Below are 19,650 nucleotides of genomic sequence, written 5' to 3' on the forward strand. Positions count from 1 at the left end.
ATCATATTGAAACAGCCATATGGAAAACGATTTCTCAACCATACAAAAACATATCACTGTCACGTGCGCCATCATCGAGCGAGACGGGCTTGTTCTGGCGACACAACGAAGCGCATCCATGAGCATGCCCGGCAAATGGGAGTTTCCCGGGGGAAAGATAGATCCAGGCGAATCGCCTGAGGAATGCCTGCACCGTGAAATCCATGAAGAAATCGCGATCAAAATCCGAATTGCGAGCAGCTTGCCAGCCTGTACGCACAAGTATCCTACGTTCACAATCACGCTCCTCCCATTTATCTGCACTATTGAAAAGGGTGAGCTCATCCTCCATGAACACGCGGATATGGTCTGGCTTATGCCAAGCCAACTCCCCACATTGGACTGGGCTGAAGCGGACATCCCGGTCATGGAGGCATACATTTCCCGGAGAAACAGGAAAGTCTGATGCGACAGCCAGCGCCAGGCCTCTACGATGCCCTTCTTGATGAACTCCTGCGCGACACCCTGAACCGACATCCGGAACTCAGGACGGTTTTCGGAAAAATCGACCAAGAAGAGCTGCCGAGCCGTTACGCCTCATTCGTAGCCAAGGTGCTGGAGCAGGCCTTGCGCGAGGAGTCGGACCCGCATCGACGTCTGGATCTATGCAACGCAATCCTCGAACAGGTCGCCGCGCAACCCGGCAAGGAACACTTGCGCAGGCGTTGCCTGGTCCCGGAACAAAAACCTCTTTTACTGGAAATCACACCGCTCAATTTCGGCCTGTCCAAAGTCCCTCGTCCACACACGTCCCTCTCGGAAAGCAGCCTGTTTACGGGCTCACCTCAAGAACCGCAGCTGGCCCATGAACTGAACGAAGAAATGCGCTCGGCAGATGGCGTGGATATTCTGCTCTCGTTCATCAAATGGTCCGGCCTGCGCCTCTTGATGGCCTCATTTGAGGATTTGCGTGCACGACGCATTCCGGTTCGCGTGATCACTACGTCGTACATGGGAGCTTCAGATGCCCAGGCCGTGGAATGGCTCGCATCCCTGCCGAACGTACAGGTACGCGTTTCCTACGATACGGAGCGCACCAGACTGCACGCAAAGGCGTACCACTTCCGGCGACAGTCCGGATTCTCAACGGCCTACATCGGCTCGGCCAACATGTCGCATGCGGCAATGACGAGTGGACTGGAATGGAATCTCAAGATCACCGCGCAAGACATGGCGCGCATCCTGGACAAATTCTCCATCGAGTTTGAAACGTACTGGAACAGCCGCGAGTTCGTGCCCTTCGACCTGCAGAACCCGGCGCCATTTCGCGCGGCCATCGCGAGGGGCAGAAACCCGCAAGCGGCCGCCCCGGCGATCTTTTTCGATCTTCGCCCCCATCCTTTCCAGGAACGCATCCTTGAGACGCTGCACAGTGAGCGCTCTCTGCATGACCGGTGGAAAAATCTCGTCATCGCCGCCACGGGCACCGGAAAGACGGTCATCGCGGCCTTCGACTTCAAGCGGTTTCATGAAGAGCACAAACGCCAGGCGAAGCTGCTCTTCGTTGCCCACCGGCAGGAAATCCTGCTGCAAGCCCTGACAACGTTCCGCCAGGTCCTGAGAGACCAGAATTTTGGAGAGTTGCAGGTCGGCGCCCACGAGGCCGGTCGCCTGGAACATCTGTTCTGTTCCATCAACATGCTCTCGGCGCGAGAACTTTGGAAACACGTCGGCCCGACTTTTTACGACTATATCGTCATAGACGAAGCCCACCACGGAGTGGCCAACAGCTACAGGCCAGTATTCGACCACTTCGAATCAAAGGTTCTCCTCGGACTCACGGCGACTCCCGAGCGCATGGACGGCGGCAACGTTGCGGCGGATTTCGGCAATCGCTTTGCTGCAGAAATCCGCCTTCCCGAGGCCCTGGAAGAAAAACTCCTTTGCCCGTTCCATTATTTCGGGGTGGCCGATCCCATTGCCATCAATGGCGAACAGTTCTGGAGCAACGGCCGGTACGATGAATCCGCCCTCGAAAACGTCTACGTCCTGGATCAGGTTCGTGCACAACAGCGCGTTGAGACGATCATATCCGCCCTGCATCGCTACGAGCCCGAGTTGCAAACTCTCAAAGGAATCGGATTCTGTGTCACGATCCGGCATGCACAGTTCATGGCCGAGCAGTTCAACCTGCTCGGCCTTCCATCGGCCGCATTCGTTTCCGGCGTGAATGGACACGATTGTGCCGATATGCTGACCAAATTGAAAACTGGCGCGCTTTCGTTCCTGTTCACGGTCGACAAGCTCAGCGAAGGCGTGGATGTGCCAGAAGTCAATACGATCCTCTTTTTGCGCCCGACCGAGAGCCTGACCGTTTTTCTCCAACAACTCGGACGCGGTCTGCGTCATGCCCCGGAAAAAGACTGCCTCACGGTCCTCGATTTTGTCGGCCAGGCGCACCGCCGGTTCCGCGCAGACAGCAAATTCAAGGCCCTCCTCCCGAGGCACCGTTTCGCCATCGACAAGGAGGTGGAACTCGATTTCCCCCATCTGCCTGCCGGCTGCTCCATCCAGCTTGACCGGCTGTCGAGGGAATACGTCCTGGAGAACATCCGAGAGAACCTGAGGCGCCTTGCCGTGCAGGTACCCGAACGGCTCCACTCTTTCACCAACGAGACAGGTCAGGACCTGACATTCGGCAATTTCATCCGCTATCATGACTACGATCCAGAGGTGCTGCTGGCCAAAGAAACATGGAGCGCCTGGAAGGCAAAGGCACAACTGGGGCCGATTCCCGCAGATCCGGACTTGAACCGGTTGAAGAAGGCGTTGATTCGTGCGGCGTTCATCAGCGGTCCAAACGAAGCGGCGCTCTATGGTCAGGTTCTTCGCAGGATCATGGATGGAAATGTTTCCGAGGCCGTAACGCTGACCGGTGATTCGACATTTCTGATCTACTACCGAATTTGGGGTGACAAAGGGAGCAACGTTGGCATCGCCTCACTTGAGGAGGCGTTTTCACGATTGGCGGCAAACCCCACGATCTGCTCCGATCTGGACGAGATACTGGCATGGTCGCAGGAATCCAGCCATACAGCAGGCCATAGAATACGACTTCCCTTTGCCTGTCCGCTGGAATTGCATGCCTTTTACGGCATCAAGGAGATTCAAGCGGCCCTCGGCAAAGCGGATTTGGAATCAGCCGGTCAAGCCGGCGTTGGGGTGCTGCATTTTGCGGAAATCAAAACCTACGCGCTGCTTGTGACATTCCAAAAAACAGAAAAAGAGTTTTCACCAAGCACCATGTACGCGGACTATGTCACACGCTTTGCCGCGGCGCGCATGTTCTCGCGCTCGACCACCGCTTCCATCACGTCCATAGCCTTCGGCCAGGAGTGCCCCGTCCTTCCCGTGACCACATCCGCACCACAGGCCTGCTCTCGGGGATTCCGTCCCCTACCCTCGGTCATGGCGGCAGAATGTCTCTGCCCTTCTGCGTTACTGCTGGTCATCGAAATTCCGGCTCCTGTCCCATGTTACATGTTCGGTCCTTCAGTCCGGTCGAGGGACCTACTATGACCTCTGCTGACTTCTGGGCGCTCATCCCCGCGCCTCTCGACGCGGGTAGCACATGGCAAACGCCCAGATCTCCCCGGGTAATGCACACCCACCTTCCCCCTTATGCCCGCCGCATGTACGTCCGCGCCTTCCGTACAGGTATCGGACTTTGAAGATAATGGCCTTCTTATCCAGCGCGGCCGCCTCATATGCGGTTTCTATTCGTCGAGCCAGGATTTTGCCTGCGGCTTCCTTCAGATTCCACCTCGCGGTGGACACCCTTGCCGTCCGGCTAACGCTTCCCCCTGTCGGGTGCGTAGAGGACTTTCACCTCCAAGTGGGTGCGCCCTGCCGGGCGCACCATAAAAAAAGGGCTTAGATTTGCATCCAAGCCCTTGTTTTTACTGGTCGGGGCGACATGATTCGAACATGCGGCCCTCGGTTCCCAAAGCCAGACTGAGCAGGATAAGACAATAAAATTCGTGGACAGAGCCAGATTATACCGACTTGAGAATCGATTCAAGGCCGCGCAAGTTTGGCGAACAGATTCGAGCGGATTCACTGAACAACGACCTGTCTAATCCGGAGCGTAGTACCAACCGCGCCATCACATCATATCCCGGAGCACCAACTACTTCGTTTCCCAAAAGATGATAGAAATGTTGACTGCCCTGTTGGGCATAGTGTTGGGCAGACCAAAAATCAGCAAGAAAAAAGGGCCTGGATTTTACATCCAAGCCCTTGTTTTCTTTATGGTGCGCAATGCAAGAATCGAACTTGCGGCCTTTAGCTCCGGAGGCTAACGCTCTATCCAACTGAGCTAATTGCGCACGAGGAAAGACTACCTATGCAGACGGCCCGGGCTTGTCAAGCTTTCTCGTCTGGGATAGCCCGATTGTCCGCAAACCGAATCACGAGGAGAGACCATGAGCAGCACCCGACGCATCGTCCTGGCCGTTACCGGGGCCAGCGGCATGGAGTATGCCCGCAGTCTGGCCCGCGCCCTGCGCAGTGCGCCGGGGGTGGAACTGCACGGGATCGTGTCCGACGCCGCCAGGCAGGTGTTCCGGCACGAACTGGGCGCGGACCCGGCCGAGCTGGATGCGTTCTTCCATGTCATCCACGAGCCCGAAAACATCGCCGCCGGCCCGGCCAGCGGGTCCTGGGAGCATTCGGGCATGGTCGTCTGCCCCTGCTCCATGGCCAGCCTGGCCGCCATCGCCACGGGAGTGGGCACGAACCTCATCCACCGCGCCGCTGACGTGAGCCTCAAAGAGCGTCGCACCCTGGTCCTCGTGCCTCGCGAGACTCCCCTGAACGACATCCACCTCGAAAACATGCTCCGCGCGCGCCGGTCAGGGGCCGTGATCATGCCGCCGTGCCCGGGCTTCTACCACCGGCCGCAATCCGTGGAAGCCCTGGTGGCCCAGTTCACGGGCCGGATCATGGAGCAGCTCTCCCTCCCCCACGACCTCTACGCCCGCTGGAGCTGAAAGGAGTTGCCCGCCGGGGCGCTTGATGATAGCCGATGCAGTCTATGTTCGACATAAGCCAGACCCTGCACCATTTTTCGATCATCGCCCTGCCCTTTTTCCTCGGCATCACCTGCCACGAATTCGCGCACGGGTACGTGTCCTATCTCATGGGCGACCCCACGGCCAAGCTGGCCGGGCGACTGACCCTGAACCCGCTCAAGCACCTCGACCCCGTGGGCACCCTGGTCCTGGTCCTGACCCAGCTCATCGGCTGGGCCAAACCCGTGCCCATCAACCCGAACTACTACAAGGACTACCGCAAGGGCATGCTCTACGTGTCCCTGGCCGGACCCATGGCCAACTTCGCGGTCATGGTCTTCTTCGTCCTGGTGCTCAAGATCCTCCTGGCCTTCGCCCAGGGACCGTCCGCCGAGTCAGCCGAATACGTGCTGCGGCCCATGATCAACATCGCCGTGGCCGGCGTCTTCATCAACGCCATACTCGGCACCTTCAACCTGCTGCCCATCCCGCCCCTGGACGGCAGCAAGATCCTGGCCTGCCTGCTGCCCGGCCATCTGGCCATGAAGTTCATGCAGCTCGAGCGATACGGCTTCATCATCCTGCTTCTTCTGGCCATCACCGGCGGACTGGGCATGATCCTGTCCCCTGTCTCGGCCTTCGTGCAAAACATGATCATCAAACCACTGCTTTAAGGCTTTCACCGATGAAGAAACTGACCGTCCTGACCGGTATCACCACCTCCGGAACGCCCCATCTCGGCAACTACGTCGGCGCCATCCGCCCCTGCATCGAGGCCAGCCGAGACGAAAACGTCAACTCCTACTACTTCCTGGCCGACTTCCACTCCCTGATCAAATGCCAGGACCCCGAGCGCGTGCACCAGTCGCGCCTGGAAGTGGCCGCCACCTGGCTGGCCCTGGGCCTGGACACGGACAAGAGCACCTTCTACTGCCAGTCCGATATCCCGGAGATCCCGGAGCTGACCTGGATTCTGACCTGCATGACGGCCAAGGGCCTCATGAACCGCGCCCACGCCTACAAGGCCGCGGTACAGGAGAACGAGGACAACGGCAGCCCCGACCCGGACAAGGGCGTGACCATGGGGCTCTACTGCTACCCCATCCTCATGGCCGCCGACATCCTCATGTTCAACGCCAACATCGTGCCCGTGGGCAAGGACCAGATCCAGCACCTGGAGATGACCCGCGACATCGCCCAGCGCTTCAACCACCATTTCGGCGAGCATTTCGTCCTGCCCGAGGCCCGCGTGGACGAGTCCACGGCCGTGCTGACGGGCCTGGACGGCCGCAAGATGAGCAAGAGCTACGACAACTACATCCCGCTCTTCGCCCCGGAGAAGACCCTGCGCAAGCTGATCATGAAGATCGTGACCAACTCGCAGGCCCCGGAAGAGCCCAAGGAGACCGAGGGCTGCGCCCTGTTCGACATGTTCCGGGCTTTCGCCACGCCGGCCCAGGTCGAGGAGATGCGCGCCAAGTTCGCCGCCGGCATCGGCTGGGGGTACGTCAAGCAGGATCTCTTCGAGGTGGTCAACGCGCAGCTGGCCGAACCGCGGGAGAAATACGCCGAGCTCATGCAGAACCCGGGATACATCGAGAAGGTGCTGAAGGAAGGCGCCGAGAAGGCCCGGGCCTACAGCCGCCCCTTCCTGGAGCGCATCCGCAAGTCCGTGGGCATCCGTACCCTGACGGCCTGAAACCGGGGCTGGCCTTCGGACCGGCCTTTGTATAGAAGCATTTTTATTCGTTCGTGACGGAGGATACGATGGGAGCCGCCAAGAAAGTCGTGCAACTGGAGCGCAAGGCCAAGAAGCCCGCGCTGACCGAAGTCGTCAAGGAACCCAAGTCTGCCGGAAAACCCGCCAAAGTGACGTCCTACGAGGATTTCGCCGGTCTGGCCCGGGAACTGACCAGGGAAAAATCCATGACCCATGACGAAGTGGAGGAACTGCTCCAGGCCAAGGCCGAACCGGTCCAGCTGGAGCCGACCGACATGTCCGCCGGGCATGACGAGCATGTTTCCACCGCCGAGCCCGCGGCAGCCCCCGAAACCCCGCGCAAGGACATGAGCAAGGCGGCGCTCTTCGCCTCCCTGGTGGCCGTAATCCTGCTCCTGGGCTTCTATTTCAACCTGAACCAGAACATCAAGAGCCTCACGGCCCAGGTCCAGGATCTGGCCTCCATCAAGACCTCCGTGGCCACCCTCGACACCAAGGTCGGCACCATGGAATCCAAGGTGGCGGACCTCGAAACCCTGCCCGCCAAGACCCGCGCCGCCCTCATGAGCAGCATCCTGGACGAGATGAGCCAGAAGACCTCCTACATGTCCGGCCAGCTCCAGTCCCCGGAGCAGCAGGACAAGCTGATGAAGGCCAAGGAGCTCATCCAGCAGGTGCAGACCGAACTGAACGCCCAGAACTAGGCGGACGTCCGACGCGCGCCCCCCCGTGGGACGCGCGGAACCTGCGGCGCCCCGCACCACGAGTTCGCGCCGTCAGCAATGACTTTTGAACGACCAGGGGCCCGGGCAACCGGGCCTCTCGCTTTCCGGGACGACGGGGCCGGCTCCCGAGGACTCGCAACCGATGCGCCTTGTCCGCTCCTCCCCTTTTCTGTAGACCGGAACACGTCACAAACATCCCTATGCCAAGGACCGCCATGCCCGAGCACAACCCCATCCTGAACTGGGAGATTTTCCCGGACTTCCCCGCCATCACCGCCGACCATGTCGTCCCCGCCATCCAGGAGGCCGTGGCGAGCAGCACCGCGGAACTTGAAATATTGGAAGCCTCGCTGCCGGCCACTTGGCACGGGCTTCTCGTGCCCCTTGAACGGCTCACGGACCGCGTCTCCAGGGCCTGGGGCCTGGCCACGCACCTGCACAACGTCAGAAACTCCCCGGCCATGCGCAAGGCCTACGCCGAGGCCCAGCCCCTGGTGGTGGATTTCTCGAGCCGCCTTGGCCAGAGCCGCCCGGTGTACGAAGCCCTCACAACCCTGCTGCAAAGCCCCGAATATCAGACCTTCAGCCTGGCCCTGCAGCGCACCATCACCCTCCTGGCCCGCGACGCGGCGCTGCAGGGTGTGGGCCTCGAAGCCGAGGCCCGCGAGCGGTTCAACGCCATCAGCCAGGAACTTGCCGAGCTGTCCACCCGCTTCACCAACAACGTCCTCGACGCCACCCAGGCCTACGCCCTCGTCCTGACCAGCCCGGACGACGTCGCCGGCCTGCCCGCGGACTCCCTGAGCCTGGCCGCGGGCAAGGCCAGGGCCCGCGGCCACGAAGGCGCCACGGCCGAAGCCGGCCCGTGGGCCGTGACCCTGGACCTGCCGTCCTTCCTGTCCTTCATGCAGCACTCCTCGCGCCGCGACCTGCGCGAGGAGGTCTACCGGGCCTACATCACCCGGGCCTCCTCGGGCGAGAACGACAACCTCCCGCTCATCCTGCGCATCCTCGCCCTGCGCCGGGAGCAGGCCGGAATGCTCGGTTTCGGGAATTTCGCGGCCATGAGCCTGGCCCGCAAGATGGCCCCGGACACGGCGGGCATCGAGGCCCTCCTGCACACCATCCGCGACGCGGCCACGGACCCGGGTCTGGGCGACCTCATCGAACTGGGCGACCTGGCCCGCGAGCGCGGCCAGCACGAGGAAATCCAGCCCTGGGATGTCATGTTCTGGACCGAGCGCCTCAAGGAGGAACGCTTCGGGCTGCGCGACGACCTCGTCCGTCCCTACTTCCCCCTGCCGGCGGTCCTGACGGGGCTGTTCGAGCGCATCGGCGAGCTCTTCGATGTCCGCATTGTGGCGGCCGATGGCGTGCCCGTCTGGCATCCCGACGCGACGTTCTACCGCGTCCTGGACGGCCGGGGCCTCGAAATCGCGGGGCTCTACCTCGACCCCTACGCCCGGCCCGAGGAAAAGCGGGGCGGGGCCTGGATGGACGAACTCTGCGGCCGCAGCACCGTCTGCGCGGCAACGGGATGCGATGTCCGCCTGCCCGTGGCCTACGTAAACTGCAACCAGCGTCCCGGCCTGGACGGGGCCCCGTCCCTGATGAGCTTCCAGGAGGTCACGACCCTTTTCCACGAGTTCGGTCACGCCCTGCAGCACATGCTGACCACGGTCCGGCACGGCTTCGTGGCCGGCATCTCCAACGTCGAGTGGGACGCCGTGGAACTGGCCAGCCAGTTCATGGAGAACTGGTGCTACCACCGCCCCACCCTGGCCGGCCTGGCGAGGCACTACCTGACCGGCGAGCCCATGCCCGAGGACATGACGGACAAGCTGCTCGGCGCCCGCACCTTCCGCGCCGGCTCCAACGCCCTGCGCCAGGTCTCCTTCGCCCTGACGGACCTGGCCCTGCACACGGCCGACCCCGAGGGTCTCGACCCGCTGGCCGTCGCCCAGGCCATCGCCCAGGATATCCTGCCCCTGCCGCCCCTGCCCGAGGACCGCTTCCTGTGCTCCTTCTCGCACATCTTCTCCGGCGGGTACGCCGCGGGCTACTACAGCTACAAGTGGGCCGAGGTGCTGAGCGCCGACGCCTTCGGGGCCTTCGAGGAAGCCGGGCTGGACGATCCGGACGCGCGCAGGGCCCTGGGCCGGCGCTTCCGCGACACGGTCCTGGCCCTGGGCGGCAGCCGCCACCCCATGGACGTCTTCCGACTCTTTCGCGGCCGCGAACCCGACCCGCAGGCCCTGCTGCGCCAGGAAGGACTGCTGCCCGGCGGGAGGAGCTGACATGTCCGTCCAATGGTTCCCGGGCCACATGCACCGGGCCCGCAAACAGATCGCGACCGTCATGGCCAAGGTCGACGTGGTCATCGAGGTTCTGGACGCCCGCCTGCCGGGCTACAGCGAAAACCCCCTGCTGCGCGAGTTGCGCGGCGGCCGCCCCTGCCTCAAGGTCCTGAACAAGAGCGACCTGGCCGACCCGGCCGTGACCGAGGCCTGGATGGACTTCTACCGCACGCAGGGCGCCGTGCCCATGGAGATCGTCGGCACCTCGGCCAAGGACGCAAAGCGTATCCTGGCCGTGCTGCCCGGCATGGTCCCGCCGCGCAATTTCATCATGCAGCCAGTGAACTGCCTCATCGTCGGCATCCCCAACGTCGGGAAGTCCACCCTCATGAACGCTCTCGTCGGCCGCCGGGTGGCCCGCGCCGCCAACCAGGCGGCCATCACCACCAAGCAGAAGCGCGTGCACATCGGCGACGAGCTGACCATCTACGACACCCCCGGCGTGCTCTGGCCCAAGATCGAGAACGAAGAGGCCTCCTACATGCTGGCCGCCAGCGGCGCCGTGCGCGAGACGGCCATGGACAACGCCGAGGTGGCCGCCCGCGCGGGCGTCTACCTGCTGCGCGAATACCCGGAACTGCTGCGGGCCCGCTACAAGCTGACGGAACTGCCCGCCGGGGGGCTGGAACTGCTGGAAGCCGTGGGCCGCAAGCGCGGCTGCCTGGTCAAGGGCGGCGAAGTCGACCTGACCAAGGCCGCCGGCATCCTGCTGAACGAACTGCGGGCGGGGCAGATTGGGCGCATCAGCCTGCAGACGCCTCCGGCGGGGCGGAAGGGGTGACCTTTATCGGGGGGAAGAATTTATAGGTCCTATAGGACGCATAGGACCTATAGGACCCATGAAGAGCACTTGGTTTAACGCCCGTAGACATCCTCAAACCGCACTATATCGTCCTCTCCCAGGTAGCTGCCCACCTGAACCTCAATCAGTTCCAGCGGAATCTTGCCCGGGTTGGCCAGGCGGTGCACCGCGCCCAGGGGCAGGTAGACCGACTCGTTTTCGCGCAGCAGGATTTCCTCGTCGTTCCGCGTCACGACGGCCGTACCCTGGACCACGACCCAGTGCTCGGCGCGGTGGAAGTGCTTCTGCAGGGACAGGACGTGCCCAGGCGAGACCGTGATGCGCTTGACCTGGTAGCGCGCGCCGTCGCCGATGGACTCGTAGTGCCCCCAGGGGCGGAAGACCTTCTTGTGGGCCACGGCCTCGATGCGGTTTTCGGCCTTGAGCTTGTCCACGATCTTCTTGACCTCCTGCACCCGGTCCCGCGGCGAGATGAGCACGGCGTCCGCGGTCTCGACCACGATGTGGTTGCGCAGCCCCACGGCCGCCAGCAGGCGCGTCTCGGCGTGCAGGTACGAGTCGTGGACGTCGCAGGTCACCACGTCGCCCCTGGTCACGTTGCCGCTCTCGTCCTTGCTCCCCGCCTGCCACAGGGCCTCCCACGAACCCAGGTCGTTCCAGCCGCACGACAGGGGCACCATGGCGCCCTTGTCCGTCTGCTCCATGACGGCGTAGTCCACGGAGTCCTCGGGACAGACCTCGAAGGCGGCCCGGTCCAGGCGCAGGAAGTCCAGATCCCGGGAGGCCTTGGCCAGGGATTTGCGGCAGGCCCGGACGATGGCGGGGGCGAAACGCTCCAGTTCCGCCAGGACCGTGTCGGCGCGGAAGAGGAACATGCCGGAGTTCCAGAAATACTCGCCCGTGGCCACGTAGCTCTCGGCCGTGGGCAGGTCGGGCTTCTCGACGAAGCGCTCGATGGCCCTGGCCGTACCCTCTTCCAGGGGGGCGCCCTGCAGGATGTAGCCGTAGCCCGTCTCCGGGGCCGTGGGCACGATGCCAAAGGTGACCAGATGCCCCTTGGCCGCATGGACCGCGGCCTCGTTCACGGCTTCGTGGAATCGGGCCGGCTCGGCGATGAGGTGGTCGGCCGGCAGGATCAGGAGCACCCCGTCCGGGTCCTTCTCCAGGGCGCGCAGGGCGGCCACGGCCACGGCCGGGGCGGTGTTGCGACCCGCGGGTTCGAGGATGATGGCGTCCGGGGTCGCGCCCATGGCCCGCATCTGCTCGGCGATGATGAAACGGTGGTCCTCGTTGCAGATGATGAGGGGATCGGCCAGGTCAGCCAGCCCGTCCAGCCGCGAAAGGGTGTTCTGGACCAGCGTGTTGCTGTCCACCAAGGGCAGAAGCTGTTTGGGGTAAAGCTTGCGCGACAGGGGCCAGAGCCTGGTGCCGGAACCGCCGGCCAGTATGACGGGTATGATCATGCGATACTCCGGGAAGACGTGACTGAAGCGCCGGGCGAAACCGGACGCGGTCGCGGGGGGCCGCGACGCAAACGGCAACCATCTATCCCAGATCATGAGAAAATCAAACCACATTTCGCCGCGTCCCCCGCCCATGACGCCACCCGGCCCCGCCGGGAGCCCATCCGCAGGCCACTGGATTTATGCGAATCTTTGCCGTAAGAGGAGGTCATCGATCAACTTTGGCCACATACGAGGCGGCAATGAGCAGGAACGTGATCAATATCTTCCCGGACGAGTTGGAGGAATTCCGCACCAAGACCAGGGAACGCAACTACCTGCTCATCGACGTGCGGCAACCCCGGGAGTACTCGGAAGGGCACATCCCCGGCGCCCAGCTCATCCCCCTGCCCGAGATCGAGAACCGCATCGGCGAACTGGACAGCGAGCAGAACCTCATCCTCTACTGCCGCTCGGGCGGCAGGTCCGCCGTGGCCGCGGCCCTGATCAAGGACATCGGACCGAGGCAGGGCCGGATCTACAACCTCGTGGGCGGCATCGCCGGCTGGGAAGGCAAGGAGCTCAAGGACATCCCGCACCTCGAACTCTTCCCAAGGGACATGCCGCTTGCCCAGACGCTCTTCCGGGCCATGAACATGGAAAAGGGCGCTTGGCTCTTCTACCAGGATCTCTCCCAGGAGTACGCCGGCACGGAACTCGGCGACATGGTCAAGGACCTGGGCGGCATGGAGGAAACGCACGCCAGGAGCATCTTCACCTACTGGTCCAAGCACCGCCCGGCCCCTGCCGCGGAGTCCTTCGAAGCGCTCTTCGAACGACTCGACGGCAAGATCATGGAGGGCGGCAAGCCCATCTCGGCCTGGATGGCCCGCCTGGGCAGGAATCCCGAAGACCGCACGCTGCGTCTGCTGGAACTGGCCTGCGAGATCGAATACTACGCCTACGACCTCTACCGCGGCCTGGCCAAACGCGACACAGACCCCGAAGCCGTGAAGACCTACCTGCTCCTGGCCGAACAGGAGAAGGCGCACGTGCGGGTCATCTCCAAGGCCCTGAACAAGGCCTTCGGTGACTGACGTCCTCATGGAGCGGGCCCGGGACTATTCCCTGGCCCCCGAGACCGTCCCTCTGCTCCTGGATCGGGTCCTGCCCGACATCTCCGGCATCCGCCTGCTGATCAAGCCCAATTTCGTGGCCCTGAAGGGCGCCCCCCTGTGCTGCACCCACGCGTCGGTCATCGCCGCGGCGGCCCGGTACTGCGTGGATCGCGGGGCACACGTCACCGTCGGGGACTCCCCCGCCTTCGGCACGGCCCAGGCCATCGCCTCGGCCATCGGCCTGCCGGAAATGCTGCGTCCCCTGGGCGTGCCCGTCGTTACCCTCGGCCGCGGCGTGAAGGTGCCGAGCGGGTCCGTGCGCGTGCCGGTCTCATCCGACGCCCTGGAAGCCGACCTCATCCTGAACCTGCCCAAGTTCAAGGCCCATTCGCAGATGCGCTTCAGCGGCGCGGTCAAGAACCTCTTCGGGTGCGTCACGGGCGTGAGCAAGGCCTGGCTGCACGCCGTGCACGGGGACAAGGGCGGACGCTTCGCGGACATGATCTGCGGGCTCATGAATGTCCTGCCGCCCGTGGTCAGCCTCATGGACGGCGTGGAAGCCATGCACCGGACGGGCCCCATCGTCGGCGACCCGTTCCCCCTCGGGCTTCTCGCAGCCAGCGCGAACCCCGTGGCCCTGGACACCGCCAGCGCCATGGTGCTCGCGGCGCCGCCCGCGTCCTTTCCGGTCTGGCGGGCCTGCGAGCGTTCGCGTTTGCCCGGGTCGAGGTCCGATGAACTGAATTTTCCGCGTCTGTGTCCGGGAGATTTCGACGCCACGGGCTTCGAACTCCCGCAAAGCCTCAAGCCGGAGTCCTTCAGGCCCGATGTCCTGCTGAAGAGCCTCATACGCCGCGCTTGGCTGTCGCGCCGCGGCGGTGTCTAGGGGGACGCTGCAACCCGGGGCCCGTCAGGCCTGCTGCAGGTCCTGCCCCTGGGGGATGCGCAGATGGAAGGTCGTGCCGGTCTCGCCCGTTTCGAACCAGACCCGGCCCTGCAGGTAATTGGTGCAGAGAAGGTGCACGCTGTAGACGCCCAGGCCCCGCCCGTGTCCCTTGGTGGAGAAGGAGCGGCGGAAGAGATGGCGCTGCACGTCATCGGCCATGGCGCCGGGGTTGTGGACGGAAACATGGAACGCTTCCGGCCCGACGCTGCCCCGCATGCGCACCGCCCCGCCTTCGGGGGTGGCCTCCAGGGCGTTCTTGAGCAGGTTCATGCACATGCGGTGCACGATGGTGCGGTCGGAGATGACTTCGTCGGCCGAAGTCTCCATCTCGACCACGATGTCCTTGCCCTTGCCCAGGGCGTGCTGGGAATGGATGTTGGCCAGTCCCTGCAGGAGCTGACCCAGGGAGAAGCGCTCCAGGCTGAGCTGCAGTTCGTTGTTCTCGGCGGCCAGGAGCTTCTGCTGGGCGGAGATCTCGTCCACGCAGAGGTCGAAATACGGCAGGATGGTGTCCAGGAGCTCCCGGTTGTCGCCGGTCATGTCCGAGCGCAGGAAGTGGAGGATGCCCTTGACCGCGCCCACGGTGTTCAGGATGTCGTGCAGGAAGACCTGCTCCAGGGAGCGGCAGCGCTTCTCGTGGGTCCAGTCGTGCAGGGAGACGGCCACGAAGGCCTGGCCGTCCAGGGACACGGGGATGGCCCTGATCCTGAATTCGCGGGCCTGCAGGTGGTCCTGCGACAGGAGGGTCAGGGAGCATTCCGATTCACCCGCAAGCCCGTCCAGGCCGTCCCGGATACACAGGAGCGCGCCGCACTCCCCGCACAGGGAGCCGGCGCCGCAACCGGCCTCGCCGGCGTTGGCGCAGCGCAGGAAGTCCCCCGGCCGCAGCCCCCAAAGTTCATCGGGACGGGCCGCGCCGACGAGGTCGAGCACGGCCTTGGAGCAGTGGACAAGCCTGCGCTCGGCATCGAGAACGATGATCAGGGCATGGGATTCATCGAGGATATGTGCCAGATGTCCGGCGCGCATGAACCGTTCATGCAGGTCGGCGTAGTTGTGCATAATCGGGTTTTCCTTGTCGGGGAAACGACTTGGATGATTTTTCAGGGCTCACTTTCATACGGACACGGTCCGGAAAGGTCAATGTTGCGGTCGGCGCGGCCTTGAGGCTATGAACCAGGCTTCCCGCCCGGCCGGGGGACAGCCGCCAAGCGCGGCCGCCCGACGAGCGCATCACGCACACATCGGATACCCAATGCGCACAGAACGCTGGAAATGGATCATCACCGGAGGGGTGCAGGGAGTCGGCTTCCGCCCCTTCGTCTACAAGGCCGCCCTGGAAGCCCGCGTCAGCGGCCTGGTCCTGAACACGCCCGAAGGGGTGCTCATCGAGGTCCAGGGCAACAGTGAGCGGCTCGAGGCCTTCGAGGCCGGCTTCAACGCGAACGTCCCGCCCCTGGCCCGCATCGTGACCTGGGAGCGCGAAACCGTCGACCCCAGCCCCGGCGAGGAAGGTTTCCGCATCCTCAAGAGCACGGGCGGCGCAGGCCACCAGGTGCTCATCAGCCCCGACGTGGCCACCTGCGACGACTGCATCGCGGACCTGCGCGACCCGGCGAACCGCCGCCACCGCTACGCGTTCACCAACTGCACCAACTGCGGGCCGCGCTACACCATCACCCGCTCCATCCCCTACGACCGCGCCACCACGTCCATGGCCTGCTTCCCCCTGTGCCCGGACTGCCTTGCGGAATACGAGGACCCTCTGGACCGCCGCTTCCACGCCCAGCCCAACGCCTGCCCTGTCTGCGGCCCCAGGCTGTGGCTGACGGACCGGGAAGGCCGGACCATGTCCGAGAACGACGCGGCCATCCGCGGCGTGACGGAACTGCTCATGGCGGGCCGCATCGCGGCCATGAAGGGCCTGGGAGGGTTCCACCTGGCCTGCGACGCCCGCAACCGCGGGGCCGTGGCCCTGCTGCGGCAGCGCAAGAACCGCAGGGACAAGCCGCTGGCGATCATGGTCCGCGACCTGGAAGCCGCCCGCGCCGTGTGCGAACTCACGGAGCGCGAGGAGATCCTCCTCACGGGACGCGAACGGCCCATCGTCCTGGCCCGGAGCCGCAGCGGCGCCGGACTCGCGCCGGGGCTGTCGCCGGACACGGACTTTCTGGGCGTCATGCTGCCCTACACGCCGCTGCACCACGTGCTCTTCGAGGAGCTGTCCGCATCGTCGGCCGAACCGGCGGCTTTGGTCATGACCTCGGGCAACATGAGCTCCGAGCCCATCTGCCTGGGCAACCGCGAGGCCCTGCGCAGGCTAGGGGCCATCGCCGACGCATTCCTCCTGCACGACCGCGACATCCTCATCCGCTGCGACGACTCCGTGGTCCGCGCCGTGGGCGACGCGCCCCAGTTCATCCGCCGGGCGCGCGGCTTCACCCCGGCGCCCGTGGACCTGGCCCAGGACGGGCCCGTCGTCCTCGGCACGGGCCCCCTGCTCAAGAACACCCTCTGCCTGACCAAGGGCAGGCAGGCCTTCGTCTCCCAGCACATCGGCGACCTCGAGAACCTCAAAGCCTACGGTTTTTTCCGGGAGATCGCCGCCCACCTGGCCGACATCCTGCAGGTCCGCCCCACGGCCGTGATCCACGACCTGCACCCGGACTTCATGAGCACGGAGTTCGCCCGCACCTCGGGCCTGCCCTGCCTGCCCCTGCAGCACCACTACGCCCACATCCACGCGGTCCTGGCCGAAAACCGCCACGTCGGGCCAGCCATCGGCCTGGCCCTGGACGGCACGGGCCTGGGCGACGACGGCACCGTATGGGGCGGCGAGGCGCTGCTGGTGGACACGCGCGAACTGCGGCACGTGCGCCTGGGGCGCTTCTCGCAGGTCATGCTGCCCGGCGGCGACGCCGCGGCCCGCGAGCCGTGGCGTCTGGCCCGGGCGTTCCTGCACGCCCTCGGCATCGAGGCCGACGACGGAAAACCGTGGCCGTGGCTGGCGGAGCACGCCGCCGCCGACAGGGTCGTGGGCCAGATGCTCGACCGCCGCCTGAACTCCCCCCTGTCCTCCAGCTGCGGGCGGCTCTTCGACGCCGTGGCGGCCATGCTCGGCGTCTGCGACCGCATCTCCTACGAAGGACAGGCCGCAATCCGCCTCGAAGCCATACAAGACAAAAGCGAAAAAGACGGATATACGTGCCCCATGATCGAGCGTGACGGCCTCGTGGAACTCGACACACTGAAGCTCTTCGCCCAGGTCCATGCGCAGTGGCGTGACGGCGAATCTCCGGCCAGGATCAGCAGACGCTTCCATCTCGGGCTCATGGGCGGACTGACCGGGCTCTGCGTCCGCCTGGCCGGGCAGTGCGGCTGCTCCACAGTGGCCTTGAGCGGCGGGGTCATGCAGAACCTGACGCTGGCCGCCGCCCTCCCTGGACTGCTCGAAAGGGAAGGCCTCACGGTGCTCACGCACCAGGCCCTGCCCCCCAACGACGCATGCATCTCACTCGGCCAGGCCGCCTACGGAAGATTGGCGCTGCAACAACAACAGGAGTGAACATCGTGGATATACTCTCCCGTCTGACCAAAATCCTCGGCGTGATCTGGAAGGTGCTGACCGGCATCAGGAATGCCTTCGCCAACATCTTTTTCATCGTCCTCGTCATCGTCTTCCTGGTGGCCTTCTTCTCCGACACCAAGGAGACCCTGGACTCCAATTCGGTCCTGGTCCTCAACCCGTCCGGCACCCTCGTGGAAGAGGCCACGCCTCCCGACCCGGCCGAGGCCTTCCTCAAGCTGGGACGAGAAACTGCCGTGGCCGACGAGACCAAGGCCCAGGACGTCATCGACGCCATCCGCAGGGCCGCAACGGACGCGCGCATCAAGGCCATGGTCATCGACCCCCGCGACCTGCAGGGCTGCGACACGACGAAGCTCATGGACATCGGCAAGGCCATCCGGGACTTCAAGGAAACGGGCAAGCCCGTCCTGGCCCACGCCATGTTCTACACTCAGGGACAGTACCTCCTGGCCTCCTACGCCGACTCGGTCTCCGTGAACCCCCTGGGCGGGGTGATGCTCAACGGCTTCGGCATGTACCAGGTCTATTTCAAGGGCCTTCTGGACAAGCTGCGCATCAACTTCCACGTCTACCGCGTCGGCGACTACAAGTCGGCGGCCGAACCCTTCATGCGCGACTCCATGTCCTACGAAGCGCGCGAGTCCAGCCGCCAGTGGCTCGAAGGCCTGTGGCAGGCCTACCTCACGGAACTGGGCAAGAACCGCAGCGTCACCGCGGCAGACGTCACGGCCTACGTCGAGAACATCGACACCCGCCTGCGCGACGCCGGGGGCGACGCCGCCAAGCTGGCCGTGACGGCCAGGCTGGTGGACGACATCCGCACGGGCGACCAGTTCGACCAGTTCCTCGAAGGCAAGACCGGCCTGAAGTCCCAGGACATGCACCGGGTCCCCTTCCGCGACTACATCGCCATGACGGCGGCCCAGGCCCCCAAGGCCAAGGAACTCGTCGGCATCATCCGCGCCCGCGGCCCCATCATGCCCGGCAAGCAGCCCGAAAGCATGACGGGCAGCGAATCCGTGGCGGAACTGTTCCGGCAGGCCCGGCAGGACTCCTCCGTGGTGGCCGTGGTCCTGCGCCTGGACAGCCCCGGCGGCAGCGCCGCGGCCTCCGAGGAAATCCACCACGAGATCGCGCGCACCCAGGAAGCGGGCAAGCCCGTGGTCGTGTCCATGGGCAGCGTGGCCGCGTCCGGCGCCTACTGGATCGCCTCGGGCGCCAACCGCATCGTGGCCGCGCCCACGACCCTGACGGGCTCCATCGGCATCTTCGCCGCCTTCCCGACCTTCGAGAACGCGGCCGGTTCTTTGGGCATAACGAGCGACGGCATCGGCACCACCTCCCTGGCCGACCTGGGCAACCCGCTGCGCCCCCTGTCGCCCAAGGTCGAGGCCTCCGTCGGACACCTCCTCAAGTTCGGCTATGACCTCTTCGTCAGCCGCGTGGCCAACGGACGCCGCATGGCCCCCGAGGACGTCGAGAAGATGGCCCAAGGCAGGGTCTTCCTCGGGCAGGTGGCCCAGGAGGCCAGGCTCGTGGACCAGCTCGGCGACCTGGACGAGGCCGTCAAGACCGCCGGCACGCTGGCCGGGCTGACCGCCGTCGAAAGCAAGGAGTTGCGCCGGGAACCCACGGCCAAGGAAAAATTCATGCAGGCCTTCTTCTCTTCGGGCCAGGCCCTCCTCGCCCCCCAGTCCCCGACCCTGCACAAGCTCATGGCCATGGCCCGGGCCCAGGCCGGGCTGCTGGACACCATGACCGACCCGGGCCACATCTACGCCCGCAGCCTCGAATGCGAGGCGTCCTCGTTCTGACCCGCACCCCCGCCCGGCGCACCGCGCCGGGCGGGCATTCCCGGCCCCCCCAGCCTTTTCGCCTTGCCAACCCCCTGCCTTGCGAT

At 64.6% G+C, this 19,650-nt stretch carries 14 protein-coding genes and 1 tRNA gene; 12 read left to right on the forward strand and 3 right to left on the reverse strand.

Annotation, left to right across the window (positions count from 1 at the left end):
- Window positions 1-19 precede the first annotated feature (19 nt).
- Together ACZ5AC_RS08025 and ACZ5AC_RS08030 are read left to right on the forward strand one after the other, a co-directional pair.
- Window positions 20-445 (forward strand): (deoxy)nucleoside triphosphate pyrophosphohydrolase, encoded by a 426-nt coding sequence (locus ACZ5AC_RS08025; protein ID WP_464250423.1) that lies wholly within the window; start codon window positions 20-22, stop codon window positions 443-445.
- The gene (locus tag ACZ5AC_RS08030; protein WP_464250424.1) at window positions 445-3,558 is read left to right on the forward strand and encodes a DEAD/DEAH box helicase; all 3,114 of its coding nucleotides are present in this window, start codon (window positions 445-447) and stop codon (window positions 3,556-3,558) included. The genes ACZ5AC_RS08025 and ACZ5AC_RS08030 overlap by 1 nt, the downstream gene beginning before the upstream one ends.
- A gap of 732 nt (window positions 3,559-4,290) precedes the next feature.
- Here ACZ5AC_RS08030 and ACZ5AC_RS08035 read toward each other — a convergent pair.
- Window positions 4,291-4,367, reverse strand: a tRNA-Arg gene (locus ACZ5AC_RS08035).
- A gap of 96 nt (window positions 4,368-4,463) precedes the next feature.
- Between ACZ5AC_RS08035 and ACZ5AC_RS08040 the strand changes: the two genes are divergently transcribed.
- The 6 genes from ACZ5AC_RS08040 to ylqF all read left to right on the forward strand — a co-directional run bounded on the left by ACZ5AC_RS08040 (window position 4,464) and on the right by ylqF (window position 10,634).
- Complete coding sequence (locus ACZ5AC_RS08040; RefSeq protein ID WP_464250425.1) at window positions 4,464-5,030, forward strand: UbiX family flavin prenyltransferase; 567 nt, start codon at window positions 4,464-4,466, stop codon at window positions 5,028-5,030.
- A 44-nt stretch (window positions 5,031-5,074) separates the two neighbouring features.
- A complete protein-coding gene (locus tag ACZ5AC_RS08045; RefSeq protein ID WP_464250426.1) occupies window positions 5,075-5,725 on the forward strand; it encodes a site-2 protease family protein in 651 nt (216 codons plus the stop codon).
- Window positions 5,726-5,736: 11 nt separating this feature from the next.
- Window positions 5,737-6,750 carry a tryptophan--tRNA ligase gene (locus tag ACZ5AC_RS08050; protein WP_464250427.1) on the forward strand — a complete coding sequence of 338 codons (1,014 nt, stop codon included), beginning with the start codon at window positions 5,737-5,739 and terminating at the stop codon, window positions 6,748-6,750.
- A 68-nt stretch (window positions 6,751-6,818) separates the two neighbouring features.
- Complete coding sequence (locus ACZ5AC_RS08055; protein ID WP_464250428.1) at window positions 6,819-7,475, forward strand: hypothetical protein; 657 nt, start codon at window positions 6,819-6,821, stop codon at window positions 7,473-7,475.
- 236 nt (window positions 7,476-7,711) lie between these two features.
- Window positions 7,712-9,793: a M3 family metallopeptidase gene (locus ACZ5AC_RS08060; protein WP_464250429.1), complete on the forward strand. Its 2,082-nt coding sequence runs from the start codon at window positions 7,712-7,714 to the stop codon at window positions 9,791-9,793.
- 1 nt (window position 9,794) lies between these two features.
- Window positions 9,795-10,634 (forward strand): ribosome biogenesis GTPase YlqF, encoded by an 840-nt coding sequence (gene ylqF / locus ACZ5AC_RS08065; RefSeq protein ID WP_464250430.1) that lies wholly within the window; start codon window positions 9,795-9,797, stop codon window positions 10,632-10,634.
- Between the two features lie 74 nt (window positions 10,635-10,708).
- Here the strand turns inward: ylqF and ACZ5AC_RS08070 are convergent, their stop codons facing one another.
- Window positions 10,709-12,118: a mannose-1-phosphate guanylyltransferase/mannose-6-phosphate isomerase gene (locus tag ACZ5AC_RS08070; RefSeq protein ID WP_464250431.1), complete on the reverse strand. Its 1,410-nt coding sequence runs from the start codon at window positions 12,116-12,118 to the stop codon at window positions 10,709-10,711.
- A gap of 242 nt (window positions 12,119-12,360) precedes the next feature.
- Between ACZ5AC_RS08070 and ACZ5AC_RS08075 the strand changes: the two genes are divergently transcribed.
- Together ACZ5AC_RS08075 and ACZ5AC_RS08080 are read left to right on the forward strand one after the other, a co-directional pair.
- Window positions 12,361-13,194 carry a rhodanese-like domain-containing protein gene (locus ACZ5AC_RS08075; RefSeq protein WP_464250432.1) on the forward strand — a complete coding sequence of 278 codons (834 nt, stop codon included), beginning with the start codon at window positions 12,361-12,363 and terminating at the stop codon, window positions 13,192-13,194.
- Entirely contained in the window at window positions 13,187-14,101 is a 915-nt protein-coding gene (locus ACZ5AC_RS08080) for a DUF362 domain-containing protein (RefSeq protein ID WP_464250433.1), read from the forward strand. Before ACZ5AC_RS08075 ends, ACZ5AC_RS08080 begins: the two co-directional genes overlap by 8 nt.
- A gap of 24 nt (window positions 14,102-14,125) precedes the next feature.
- On the opposite strand, the gene ACZ5AC_RS08085 is transcribed toward ACZ5AC_RS08080, so the two are convergent.
- Entirely contained in the window at window positions 14,126-15,223 is a 1,098-nt protein-coding gene (locus ACZ5AC_RS08085) for a sensor histidine kinase (protein WP_464250434.1), read from the reverse strand.
- 193 nt (window positions 15,224-15,416) lie between these two features.
- On the opposite strand from ACZ5AC_RS08085, the gene hypF reads away from it, so the two are divergent.
- Both hypF and sppA read left to right on the forward strand, forming a co-directional pair.
- On the forward strand, window positions 15,417-17,726 hold the full coding sequence (gene hypF, locus ACZ5AC_RS08090) for a carbamoyltransferase HypF (RefSeq protein ID WP_464250435.1): 2,310 nt from the start codon (window positions 15,417-15,419) through the stop codon (window positions 17,724-17,726).
- 5 nt (window positions 17,727-17,731) lie between these two features.
- Entirely contained in the window at window positions 17,732-19,564 is a 1,833-nt protein-coding gene (gene sppA, locus ACZ5AC_RS08095; RefSeq protein WP_464250436.1) for a signal peptide peptidase SppA, read from the forward strand.
- Window positions 19,565-19,650: the final 86 nt, after the last annotated feature.

Source organism: Desulfomicrobium aestuarii (assembly GCF_055385525.1).